Annotated in this window: 10 protein-coding genes; 6 read left to right on the forward strand and 4 right to left on the reverse strand. The window is 41.8% G+C overall.

All coding sequences use genetic code 11. The annotated features are described in order from the left end of the window. Window positions 1-100: 100 nt before the first annotated feature. From MST17_RS08230 to MST17_RS08245, 4 genes are all read right to left on the reverse strand, one after another. Window positions 101-2,230 carry a TonB-dependent receptor domain-containing protein gene (locus MST17_RS08230; RefSeq protein WP_180027176.1) on the reverse strand — a complete coding sequence of 710 codons (2,130 nt, stop codon included), beginning with the start codon at window positions 2,228-2,230 and terminating at the stop codon, window positions 101-103. Between the two features lie 368 nt (window positions 2,231-2,598). Beyond that, window positions 2,599-3,912, reverse strand: a complete 1,314-nt coding sequence (locus MST17_RS08235; RefSeq protein WP_180027177.1) for a DcaP family trimeric outer membrane transporter — start codon at window positions 3,910-3,912, stop codon at window positions 2,599-2,601. Between the two features lie 126 nt (window positions 3,913-4,038). Next, window positions 4,039-5,412: an MFS transporter gene (locus tag MST17_RS08240; protein WP_180027178.1), complete on the reverse strand. Its 1,374-nt coding sequence runs from the start codon at window positions 5,410-5,412 to the stop codon at window positions 4,039-4,041. A 191-nt stretch (window positions 5,413-5,603) separates the two neighbouring features. Then, window positions 5,604-6,518 carry a LysR family transcriptional regulator gene (locus tag MST17_RS08245; RefSeq protein WP_180027179.1) on the reverse strand — a complete coding sequence of 305 codons (915 nt, stop codon included), beginning with the start codon at window positions 6,516-6,518 and terminating at the stop codon, window positions 5,604-5,606. Window positions 6,519-6,798: 280 nt separating this feature from the next. Between MST17_RS08245 and catA the strand changes: the two genes are divergently transcribed. The 6 genes from catA to benE all read left to right on the forward strand — a co-directional run bounded on the left by catA (window position 6,799) and on the right by benE (window position 12,907). Further along, window positions 6,799-7,719: a catechol 1,2-dioxygenase gene (gene catA, locus MST17_RS08250; RefSeq protein ID WP_180027180.1), complete on the forward strand. Its 921-nt coding sequence runs from the start codon at window positions 6,799-6,801 to the stop codon at window positions 7,717-7,719. 85 nt (window positions 7,720-7,804) lie between these two features. Continuing rightward, window positions 7,805-9,202, forward strand: a complete 1,398-nt coding sequence (gene benA, locus MST17_RS08255) for a benzoate 1,2-dioxygenase large subunit (protein WP_180027181.1) — start codon at window positions 7,805-7,807, stop codon at window positions 9,200-9,202. After that, complete coding sequence (benB, locus tag MST17_RS08260; RefSeq protein ID WP_078190730.1) at window positions 9,199-9,708, forward strand: benzoate 1,2-dioxygenase small subunit; 510 nt, start codon at window positions 9,199-9,201, stop codon at window positions 9,706-9,708. Before benA ends, benB begins: the two co-directional genes overlap by 4 nt. Before the next feature lie 94 nt (window positions 9,709-9,802). Next, window positions 9,803-10,819: a benzoate 1,2-dioxygenase electron transfer component BenC gene (gene benC, locus MST17_RS08265; protein WP_078190731.1), complete on the forward strand. Its 1,017-nt coding sequence runs from the start codon at window positions 9,803-9,805 to the stop codon at window positions 10,817-10,819. Between the two features lie 14 nt (window positions 10,820-10,833). After that, on the forward strand, window positions 10,834-11,619 hold the full coding sequence (gene benD / locus MST17_RS08270) for a benzoate diol dehydrogenase BenD (RefSeq protein WP_180027182.1): 786 nt from the start codon (window positions 10,834-10,836) through the stop codon (window positions 11,617-11,619). Between the two features lie 64 nt (window positions 11,620-11,683). Then, a complete protein-coding gene (gene benE / locus MST17_RS08275) occupies window positions 11,684-12,907 on the forward strand; it encodes a benzoate/H(+) symporter BenE (RefSeq protein WP_180027183.1) in 1,224 nt (407 codons plus the stop codon). The last annotated feature ends 155 nt before the right edge of the window (window positions 12,908-13,062 follow it).

The raw sequence follows: 13,062 nt of genomic DNA on the forward strand, positions 1-13,062 counted from the left end.
TCAAAGATTTAAAAAAAGGGAGCTGATTGGCTCCCTTTTTTATTATCAAATCCGCAGCATAAGCCTTTTCAATTGTTCGCTGTATTTGAATATAAGATGCTTAATTAAAATGATACGTCAGTCCTGCATATACCGCCCGACCTTCACCCGGTGTTAAACGCGCAGGATCTTTGCCGGCATCGTTATAGCCCGGTGTAACGGTAGATGCATATTTTTTATTGGCTATATTTCTAAAATCCAACCACGCCATATATTGTTTTTGTGGTTGTATATAGCCGAATGATGCTCCCCAAATTTGCCAATCTTTTGCATAGACACTATTGGCATAGTCAGTTGCGACCTTTGCGGCATAAAGTGTATTCACCGCAGCATAAAAGCCTAAAGGATGTTCATATTTAAGTTCAGCCTGATAGATGTGTTTTGGTATACCTGCCAGCTCATTTTTTCCAAATACCGCATCATTTTTATAGTGAAAATCATTCAAGGTGTAGGCTTGTTTCAGTTGAACTTGTCCATATACATCATTTTGCCAAAGTAAACTGTTTAAACCGGCTTCAAGCCCCTGATGAATGGTGTCTGAAGCATTTGATTCAGCAATAATCTTTTTAGGCTCTGATTGGATTTCAACGGCCAATAGTTCATTTTTAACCTGTGAATAGTAATATGCAATATTCCACTCACCCAGTGCATGTTGACCACGCCCACCTAGTTCAAGAGTATTCGCTGTCTGACTATTCAAATGAATCGGAGCATTTTGGCGTCCCGTCGCTGCGCCACTTTCGTCGGGGAACTTTTGATCCGAACCCCAAATTAAAGCCCAAGGATGTGGTGCTTCTAAGCTTCGACTGACATTGGCAAAGAGCTGTGTTTCAGGTTGGATTTGATATCGAAAACCAAGCGATGGCAGGACATTCCATTCACGAATATTTTCTTTATGACTTTGCACAGGCCATGTCACTTCACTTTCACGATGGGTGTACGCCAATGCAACTCGACTATCGAGCCAAAACTGTGGGTGTAGTGCCAAGGCATTGGCATAATGTAAAACATAGTCACCACCTTGGTAGGTATAATGCCGCGTTTCTGTATCCGCAGCATAGGCGCCTTGCGCTACACGCAAGCGTTCAACGACCTGACCATCTGGCAAATGCGTGGTACTACGAAAACCTAAAGTATTTTGGCTTTCATGCCCCCATAGCGTTCGGTCAAATTGGTAGTTAAATAAGGTAATGATATCGTCATAGTCAACATCGGTACTATACAAACCTTCTTGCAAATCCATCGGATAATGATGATAGGCCAGACCCAACTGTAAACGATCGCCCGAGTCCAAAGTCATATTGGTTTTATTCGCCAACCAAAGACTTCCCGGCTGCGGACGATTATTATTCAGCGAGATATTTAGGGCTAATGCTTGTTTTGGATCTTGTTCAATCTGTTGTTGGGTTAGTCGTCCCGGTGTTTGGTGTTCAGTCTCTCGGTAACGCAGATAAAATCGTGTATCTAGGTGAGGATTTAATTGATATCCCACATTGGCCGATATACCTTTACTCTGGCTTGAGGAATGATCTTGAAAACCATCATCATCACTTTGCGTTAATGAAACATAATAGTCTAAGTCACCGATTTGTTGTCCTGAGCTGATTTCACTTTTCTGATAACCGTGGCTACCCATTTCATGATGCACTGACAGTTTTGCTGCATTTTTTCCAGTTGGGCTGGCATAGTTAATTAGACCACCCAAGCTTAATGCGCCACGTGTTAAACCATTAGCCCCCCGTAAAACCTCTATATGGTCTACCCACAGCGGCTCAAGCAGTTCATAAGGTGTTCCTCCTGGCCCTGTAAATGGCAAATCATCTAAGGTTACATACAACCCTGAAGCATGCGCCCCCGGTGCACGATTGATCCCCGAGCCACGTATCGACAGTTTCACCCCTTCATTTCCTGAAGATGCCGCGTATATCCCCGGTTGATTTTTAAATAAATCAGCATTTGTTCGCTTGGGTACATCTTGAATGTCTGCTGCAACGATCGCATTGGTTGCACCATTTACTTTAGTCAGTGCTTTTTTTATTTGATCATCCATTGAACTTTGTTCAACGTTAATGGTGATTTCAGGTAATACATTGCTATCTGCAACACTATATGGTGCCATCGCGGTGAGCATCATCAGGCTTAAAAGCTTAAGTGACGTGTTGTTATATTTGGAAAATTGAGGGACATCCATGATTGCGTCTTCTAAGTGAAACGAAATTGACGGCAAGGATTATAGTGTGTTTTATCATCATGTATGTATCAAAATATTTCAAAATTCATGATATTTATCAATATCCTTCTTCGTATTTTTATATTCAAATGATTTGTTAAATGAAATAAAACAGATAATTATATTTTTTAGTCAAAAATAAAAGTTTCTAAATAAGATAAAAGCCCTCAATCGATAAAGATCAAGGGCGTGTATGGATTGAGAGTACGCATTGAAAGATTTTCGGAAAGTTAGATGTCAAATCCTGAACATACTTTCAATCACACTCTCGTTAAATTGATATTGAAATTTCTAAGGCAATTTAAATTAAACAATTCTCTGTAACGGCATTAGAAGTTGTACATCGCGACCGCATTGATTCGGTTATCTTCACCCTTGGTACTGCCATTTGGCGCAGCACCAAAAGCTTCACGTTCACCATAGACATATTCCAGACCTAAACTAATCGGCTTAACAGGGCTGTAAAATACATTTGCCCATGCTTGCCACAAGTTTTTATTGGCCTTGGTTTTATCGACTAATGAGTTGACATAATCAGCATTATTATCTGCTTTCATATAACCATAGCCCAATGTTCCGCGCCATTGTGCTGAAATTTGTTGAGTTAAACCTACTGTAATCGAGTCAAATTCATTGGTGGCGATGATGTCTTTATCCGCATTAGTGACAAAACCTTGGTTGGTCCATGACACAAAACTACTGTCGCCTTTGACATGGTAATAATCCGCCTTGAGCACTGTTTTATCCGTCAAATCTAGTTTTGCGCCCAGACCAAGCCCCCATGCGGTTTCTGTATCCGTATCCGTTTTCTTTTCAGCACCCATCGCACGTGCGCTTAACATCAGCGTATCTGTCATTTTATGGTTTAAACGCGCTGTTAATGCAGGCAAACGCATGTTTGAACTGTCATCCTTAGAATCTTCGGCAGCGAGTACAAGATTTGTCTCTGGACTAAATTTGTGACTATAGCGAACTTGCGGTGTACGTTTAACAGCACCACCGACATAGCCCAATGCATCAATGGTTTCAGGCATATAATCAGGTACAGCAAAGTTAGACCATGTTTGCCCCACCAACCAATCACCATAGGTTAAATAGGCATGACGAATACGTAGTCCATCATTTGCACCCAAAAAGTCGACTTCAATTTTACCACCTACATCTCCCACTTGAGTCGGCGTTTTAAAGTCTAGTCCTAAACGTGTGGCAGCAAGTGTTGCTTTTAAACGATCTGAACTTTCAGCATTCCCTTCTAGCGGAACACTATTCATTTGGTTATACAGGCGAGATAAGCTGCCGCCTTCTGTCTGATAAGATGCATCTGCTCGCACATTGCCATACAAGCTAAACTCAGCGCCCGATTTGGTATTTAAACTCAGGCTCGGTGTTTGAGTCGGTTTTTGATTCTGCGCAGCAACTACAGATCCTTGTTTTACGTCTTTGATTTCACTCGACAAAGTGTTTTGCTGCTGAACATATTGCTGCATCATGGCTTTTAATGCTTTGACTTCATCACGCAACTGTTCAACTTCAGCTTCGCTGACTGCCGCATGTGTCCACATGGGGAACGCGACTGCACAAGCTAGTATCATCGGTTTAATTTTAAAGGTTTTTTTGACTAAATTTAGCTTTTGAGTTTTCATCCTGACCTCGATTTGGGCAATGCCCTTTCCTTATTTTTTGTCACAATTTCCCACTAGCCCTCATGCTGTGCATCAGGGCCTGGAAACTTAAAATTTTGGGGTAATGTTAAATCTTTAAATATCGGCTTAATTCGCTGGATTTTTGATAGCTTGCGTATTGAGTTTTGGCGATTGACCTTGAGTAGATGCCTCTACAGACGCTTGCAAATTCACCATAAAGATCGCCAATGCAGCAATAACACCGGGAATGGCTATCACCAAGAAGTTCATTTGATGCGGCAAATTCATGGTTAACAGTGCCCCTGTAAGCACAGGTCCAACGATTGCACCAATTCGTCCAATACCCGATGCCCAGCCCATACCTGTAGAACGTACCGTGGTTGGGTAGTATTGTGCGACAAAGGTATAAAGTAGGATTTGCGAACCGATGGTAGCTGCGCCTGCTACAGCAATTAAGGTATACAGAACCATTTGCGGACTGTTAAAGCCCAGTAAGATTAAAGCCAATGCGCCACACATGAACATGATGCTTAGTACTTTCTTGATATGGAATCGGTCTGCCAAAGCACCTCCACCAATAGCACCTACCATTCCACCAATATTCAGTGCAAAGAGGAAAATCATACTTGCACCTAGCGAATAGCCAGCTTGAATCATCAATTTTGGTAACCAACTTCCAAGTGCATAAACCATCAATAAGCACATGAAAAATGCAATCCAGAACATGAACGTACTGAAACTACGGCCTTGTTGAAATAATGCTTTTAACGGAGCTTTGTCTTCTTCAGAAACTTCATTGAGTACAAATTGAGTATCCGTTGTGAGGACATGTTCAGGGGCAATTTTTGAGACAATCGTTCGAGTCGTATCTGTTTGATGCTTCGAGGTTAAATACATCAATGACTCAGGGAGGAATTTCCAAATTAAAGGCAGTGCAAGACATGGAATAATCGCAATATAAAACATGATTTTCCAGCCATATACTGGCACTAACCAAGCTCCCAATAATGCTGAAGCCATACCACCAATGGCATAACCACTAAACATTAGTGCAACCAAGGTGCTGCGTATACGTTTTGGCGCGTATTCTGTCATTAATGCCACAACGTTCGGCATAACGCCACCGATGCCTAGTCCGGCAAGAAAGCGTAAAATACCAAACTCAACGGGGGTACTTGCAAAAGCGCCGCAGAAGGTAAAACCACTAAAGATACCGACACAGATCATAATGGTTTTTTTGCGACCAATTTTATCGGACAGTGTGCCAAAACACATGGCACCAAACATCATGCCAAATAAAGCCGTACTTGCCAGTAAGCCGGCTTGTACCGCAGATAAGGACCATTCTTGCATCAACAACGGTAAGGCAACGCCATAGATCACCAAGTCATAACCGTCAAAAATAATAATCAAAAGACACCAAATCAGCACACCCCAATGAAATGGCGTAAATTTGGCTTCATCAACCAAGGTATTAATATTAATTTTCTGGTTTTGCATAGCCCACCTCCTAATTGTGAAGCTTGTAAAATTCGCTTTTCACAATGAATAAGTCGGTGCTTAATGTCCAAAACCGATTAGGCATGTTTGTATACCTAAAAAGTTAAATACAAATTAATCCCTTGATTCCGCTTTATTTAAATAGATCATTTCATAACTGCAGTTCATCTGAACGTCTAGCGACAGCATACTCAAAACACAGCACGATCATATGGAATCGCTTCTAAATCATACACTTGATAAACACTATCAAATAAACCACGAATATCTTCGCTCTCATCCATATGACGCACAGCCATAAATACAGGGCTAATCGCGGCTTCGTCTAAGATAGGAACAAAGGTTAAATGTGTTAATTGCACACTTTGGGCACTCATTGGGGTAATACAAACCCCTTCATTCGCTGCAACAAAGCCTAGTGCCAGTTGTAATTCACGTACTTCACGTACTTTTTTAGGTTCTAAACCATACTCTGAAAATATGCCACGCACTTGGGTCGAAAAGTTTGGTTTGTTGTGATTTGGGTAAAAAATCAATTGTTGATCGATCAGATCTGCGAGATATACCCCTTCCTTTTTTTGTGCCAATGGATGACTAGCATGTAAGGCAACTACTAAGCGTTCTTCACGCAGTAAAACCCGTTTAATTGCAGGGTCTGAAATACGCAAACGCCCAAAGCCGACATCTATACGACCTTCCTTTAATGCTTTGATTTGTTCTGTGGTGGCCATTTCCTCCATTTCTATTTTTAAATGTGGATGTTGTTGTTTAAATAAGTACAAAATATTCGAGAGTAAACCAAACAATAAAGAGCTCACAAAACCGATTGTCACTGTTCTTTCTGTCAAACCGATTCGTTTCGTCATTGATTTAATTTCTTCTGCATTAGACAAAAGTTTTAAAGCATGATGATAAAAAAATTGGCCTGCTTCTGTAGTCTTAAGCGGACGGCTACCGCGTTCAAATAACTGAATTCCAAGCTCATGTTCCAAATTTTGAATCTGCCGACTCAAAGGTGGTTGAGCTATATATAGTTTTTCTGCCGCTTTGGTAAAACTCTGCTCTTCAACCACCGCGACAAAGTATCTTAAGTGTCTTAGTTCCATGGCTATCAATACCTATTAAGTATAATAAAATGCAAATTTGATCTTCGACGTGAAGATTTTATTCTTTTAAGGTATATCACATAGACAGGATTAAGCAAATTTAATCCCATCCAACAGATCAAAAACATCGTGCAGCCCATACCTGAAAGAAACTTCAGCTGCTACACGAAACAACTTAAAAAGTATTGTTAGACAACCAAACAAGGAACGTGGCAGCCAAAGACCTCTTTTATCGAGTGATAGCCACCCATACTTAAATGCATACTTAAGGAGATATAGTATGAACCGTCAAGAGATTGATGTTCTGGTTAAACAAATGAACGTAGATACAGCAACAGGGCCTGTTGACCAACGTGTACAGCAAGTTGTGGTCCGTTTATTGGGTGATTTATTCCAAGCGATTGAAGATCTAGATATTACTCAAACTGAACTATGGAAAGGTCTAGAGTATTTTACAGATGCGGGTCAAGCGAACGAATTAGGTCTTTTAGCCGCTGGTTTAGGTTTAGAGCACTATCTAGATTTACGTGCCGATGAAGCTGATGCGAAAGCAGGTATTACAGGTGGTACACCACGTACCATTGAAGGCCCTTTATATGTAGCTGGCGCACCTGAATCAGTTGGCTTTGCTCGTATGGATGATGGTACGGAAACCGATAAAATTCCAACCCTGTTTATTGAAGGTACAGTAACAGATACCGAAGGCAACATCATTGAAGGCGCTAAAGTTGAAATTTGGCATGCCAACAGCCTGGGTAACTATTCTTTCTTTGATAAGTCACAATCTGACTTTAACCTTCGCCGTACGATTCTTTCTGACCAAGACGGTAAATATGTTGCACAAACCTCGATGCCAGTTGGTTATGGCTGCCCTCCAGAAGGTACAACTCAATTTGTTTTAGACAAATTAGGCCGTCATGGTAACCGTCCATCACATGTACATTATTTTATCTCTGCACCAGGTTACCGCAAGCTAACCACTCAATTCAACATCGAAGGTGACAAATACCTTTGGGACGACTTTGCCTTTGCAACTCGTGATGGTCTGGTAGCAACTGCTGTTGATATCACAGACGAAGCTGAAATTGCGCGTCGTGGTCTAAACCAACCGTTTAAGCACATTAGCTTTAATGTTGAGTTAGTTAAAGAACAAGCCGCAGCACCAAATACTGAAGTTGATCGTCGACGCGCTAGCGCTTAATTACTCACTCAAAGGAAGCCGAGCTGTCTCATCCAAGTTTGACAACTCGGCGACTATCCCCTCATTGGACAGTCGGAGAATGGACATGCCACGTATTCCTGTAATTAACACCAGCCATCTAGATCGTATTGATGAACTTCTTGTCGATAATTTTGATACTGGTGAATTTAAACTGCACCGCTCAGTATTTACCGATCAAGCGTTGTTTGATCTTGAAATGAAATACATTTTTGAAGGTAACTGGGTGTATTTAGCACATGAAAGCCAAATTCCAAATAACAATGATTATTACACAACTCATATTGGTCGCCAGCCGATCATCATTGCACGTAACCGTAATGGTGAACTGAATGCCATGATCAATGCCTGCTCACATCGTGGCGCACAGTTATGTCGTTATAAAAAAGGCAACAAAGCGACGTATACATGTCCATTCCATGGTTGGACCTTTAATAACTCAGGTAAATTGCTCAAAGTTAAAGACCCTGCCGAAGCGGGTTATTCAGATTGCTTTAACCAAAATGGTTCACATGACTTGAAAAAAGTCGCGCGCTTTGAAAGTTATAAAGGCTTTTTATTTGGTAGCTTAAATCCTGATGTGCCAAGCCTTGAAGAATTCTTAGGTGAAACCACCAAAATTATCGACATGATCGAAGGTCAGTCGGAAAACGGTTTGGAAGTTTTACGTGGTTCATCTACCTATACCTATGAAGGTAACTGGAAACTGACAGCTGAAAATGGCGCAGATGGTTATCACGTTTCAGCCGTGCATTGGAACTATGCAGCCACCACACAGCACCGTAAAGAAGCACAAGCAGCGGATAATATTCGTGCTATGAGTGCGGGTTCTTGGGGCAAGCAAGGCGGTGGTTCTTATGGTTTTGACAGTGGTCACATGTTGTTATGGACGCAATGGGCTAACCCAGAAGACCGTCCAAACTTTAGCAAAGCCGATGAATATACCGAAAAATTCGGCGCACCGATGTCGAAATGGATGATCGAGCGTTCACGCAACCTTTGTCTTTATCCAAACGTCTATTTGATGGATCAATTCGGTTCACAAATTCGAGTTTTACGTCCGATTTCTGTCAATAAAACTGAAGTCACCATTTACTGTATCGCCCCTGTTGGTGAAGAGCCAGAAGCACGTACACGTCGTATTCGTCAATATGAAGACTTCTTTAATGCTTCAGGCATGGCAACACCTGATGATTTAGAAGAATTCCGTGCCTGCCAAGCCGGTTATGCAGGAATTGAGCTGGAATGGAACGACATGTGCCGTGGTTCAAAACACTGGATTCATGGACCGGATGATGCAGCCAATGAAATTGGATTAAAACCGCTATTAAGTGGCATCAAAACGGAAGATGAAGGTCTTTACCTTGCTCAGCATCAATATTGGTTAAAAACCATGAAACATGCCATCGCTGAAGAAAAAGAATTGGCAGAACAAGTCGCAAATGAACAAGGAGATGTCGCATGAATGCAACTGCACATTTAGACAGCGTAAGCATTGAAGCTGTATCTCAGTTCCTCTACCGCGAAGCGCGTTTTTTAGATGATGAACAGTGGGATGAATGGCTAGCGTGCTATGCCCCATCTGCATCATTCTGGATGCCTGCTTGGGATGACGATGACCGCCTCACGGAAGATCCACAGTCTGAGATTTCTTTGATTTATTATCCAGACCGTCAAGGTTTAGAAGACCGTGTCTTCCGCATTAAAACCGAGCGTTCATCTGCCACGATGCCGGATACCCGAACCAGCCATAACATTAATAATGTCGAGATTATTGAACGTGATGGCGACAAAGTCACGGTGCGTTTTAACTGGAACACCTTAAGTTTCCGCTACAAAACCAACTATAGCTACTTTGGCATGTCACGTTATGAAATTGATTTTTCAGGCGAGCAGCCAAAAATCCTCAGCAAATATGTTGTTCTGAAAAACGATTATATCAACCAAGTTATTGATATTTATCACCTCTAAAAGCTTATTTCACTAAGCAAGTTTTTACTTTCAGCCAGAAGGATATTTGGCTGAAAGGACATGTTATACCAGATTTTCAAAAGGATATTCAGCCATGTCAAACCATAATGTTGCACTTCAATTTGAAGATGGCGTTACTCGTTTTATTAGTGTTGCTCAAGGTGAAACCCTATCCGACGCAGCCTATCGTCAAAAAATCAATATCCCTCTAGATTGCCGTGATGGCGCATGCGGGACATGCCGTGCATTTTGTGAGTCGGGTACTTACGACATGCCTGAAGAATCTTATATCGAAGATGCTTTAACCCCCGAAGAAGCTGAGCAAGGTTATATTTTAGCTTGCCAATGTCGTCCAAGTTCAGATGCTGTTTTCCAAATCAGTGCATCATCTGACGTGTGTAAAACTGAAATTCATGAGTTTCAAGGCACATTGTCTCGTGTTGAAAATATGTCGGATTCTACGATTACCTTTGATATTCAACTGGATGAAGGTCAACCTGACATTAACTTCTTGGCAGGTCAATACGTCAATGTCGGCATTCCGGGGACTGAAGAAACTCGTTCGTATTCGTTTAGTTCAAAGCCGGGCAATCGTTTAACAGGCTTCGTGGTTCGTAATGTCCCTGAAGGCAAAATGAGTACTTTCCTGAGTGCCGATGCGAAAGCCGGCGACAAAATGACCTTCAAAGGACCTTTTGGTAGTTTTTATCTGCGTAATGTTGTCCGCCCTGTGGTCATGCTTGCAGGTGGTACAGGTATTGCGCCGTTTATGTCCATGTTACAAGTGCTTGAAGAAAAAGGTTCTGAACAACCTGTTCGTCTTGTATTTGGCGTAACCAATGACTTTGACATCGTAGCAAAAGACAAGCTCGATGAATTACAAAGCAAACTCCCGTGGTTCGAATACCGTACTGTGGTCGCTCACCCTGAGTCACAGCATGAACGTAAAGGCTATGTGACCAGTCATGTTGAAAAAGATTGGTTAAACAATGGCGATGTGGATATTTACCTCTGTGGTCCTGTACCGATGGTCGAAGCGGTACGTGGCTGGTTAGATACCGAAGGCGTTAAACCTGCAAACTTTTTGTTTGAAAAATTCTCAGCGAATTAAGGGAGAATAGTTTAATGTCAGAACAAGCCAGATTTAACAATAAAGTTGTCATCGTTACCGGTGCCGCACAAGGTATCGGTCGTGGAGTAGCACTACAAGTGGCTCGAGAAGGCGCTCAAGTGGTATTGGCAGATCTCTCAGATTTTGTTGAAGAGACGCTTAACGATATTCAAGCCCACAATGGCGATGCCATTATTGTTAAAGCCAATCTTGAAACATTTGCAGGCGCTCAATCAGTTGCTGCTCAAGCCATTGAAAAATATGGCCGAATTGATATTTTAATCAATAACGTTGGCGGTGCGATTTGGATGAAGCCCTTCCAAGAATTTTCAGAAGAAGAAATCATTAAGGAAGTTAATCGTTCATTATTTCCAACCCTCTGGTGCTGCCGAGCCGTGTTACCTGAAATGATTCAAAATCAGCAAGGGACAATTGTAAATGTATCTTCTATTGCAACCCGTGGTATTAACCGTGTGCCATATTCAGCGTCAAAAGGTGGGGTTAATGGCTTAACCGCTGCTCTCGCTTTTGAACATGCCAAAGATGGTATTCGAGTCAATGCCGTAGCCACAGGTGGCACAGAAGCCCCACCACGAAAAGTACCAAGAAATACCAATCCATTGTCAGATCATGAAAAACAATGGATGCAAGACGTGGTCGATCAAACCATTGACCGTACATTCTTGGGACGCTATGGCACAATTCAGGAACAAGTGAATGCCATCTTATTTTTGGCATCCGATGATTCATCTTATATGACAGGAACAGTCGTCCCTGTTGGTGGTGGAGATCAAGGTTAAACGCTATACCGTCATTGGTTTAATTCAACAGGCTCATTGACATAGTCGCATGGAGGCAAAAGCGATGGCACCCCTGTTAAAAACATTAAAAGAAGATTGGTCGATCTCAGCGACGGTTGCAGGATTTTTAGCCGTGCTGATTTCATATTCAGGCCCACTGATTATTTTTTTCCAAGCCGCACAAAAAGCTCAAGTTTCCCCAGCCATGATGATTTCATGGATTTGGGGGATTTCTATTGGTGCTGCGCTGGCGGGTATTTATCTCTCTATTAAATATAAAACCCCGGTGATTACCGCGTGGTCAGCGCCCGGTACAGCCCTTTTAGTCACCCTATTTCCGAATATTTCACTGAATGAAGCCATAGCAGCTTATATCACGTCCGCTATTGTTATTTTCTTGATTGGCATCACTGGCTATTTTGACAAACTCTTAAAATGGATTCCTCAAGATGTCGCTGCGGGAATGATGGCAGGTATTTTATTTCAGTTTGGACTTGGACTGTTCACTGCGACAGATAGTATGCCGATCATTGTCTTTGGCATGTTATTGGTCTTTCTCATATCGAAAAGACTTTCGCCACGCTACGCGATGATTTGGGTCTTACTGACTGGTGTCATCCTGAGTTTTACATTAGGAAAAATTAATCCTGTTGATGTGAATTTTCAACTCGCTATACCGCAGTTTATTGCTCCAGTTTGGACTTGGAACTCGACTTTAAATTTGGCGATTCCCTTAATTTTAGTCAGTCTGAGTGGTCAGTTCCTTCCGGGGATGGCGATCATGAAACTAAGTGGATATGACACGCCAGCTAAGCCCATTATCACTGCGACCAGTATTGCCTCGCTCGCTGTCGCATGTGTCGGAGGTATTACCATTGTTTTGGCGTCTATTACCGCAGCCATGTGTATGGGCAAAGATGCACATGAACTAAAAGAAAAACGTTATATAGCCGGTATTGCCAATGGTATTTTTTATATTTTAGGCGGCTTATTTGCAGGCAGTATTGTCATGTTATTTAGCCTATTACCTAAAGAGTTGGTCGCTGCACTTGCAGGTTTAGCGTTATTAGGTGCGATTGGAACAAACATGTCCGTTGCGATGAAAAATGAGGCCAACCGTGATGCGGCGCTAATCACTTTTTTAGCGACAGCCTCAGGTATGCATTTTTTAGGGCTAAGCTCAGTATTTTGGGGGATTTGTATCGGTGTCGCTGCACATGTCATTTTGACCAAACGAGTAGCCACACAAGCACCGATGACAACGACTCAAGATTCTAAAAGTTCATAATGTCCAAACGCATTGCCAATACAAAGAAGATGGAACACTACATCTTCTTTGTTTAATCGAAAACTCAATTTTTTGATTTTCTTGTCATTTATAAACTTAAAAATTCAATATTCGAAATTAAGAGCTCTATAGGATAAAAAAGGGATCATGTTGCA

Source organism: Acinetobacter sp. YH16056_T (genome assembly GCF_024605895.1).
GTDB lineage: Bacteria > Pseudomonadota > Gammaproteobacteria > Pseudomonadales > Moraxellaceae > Acinetobacter > Acinetobacter amyesii.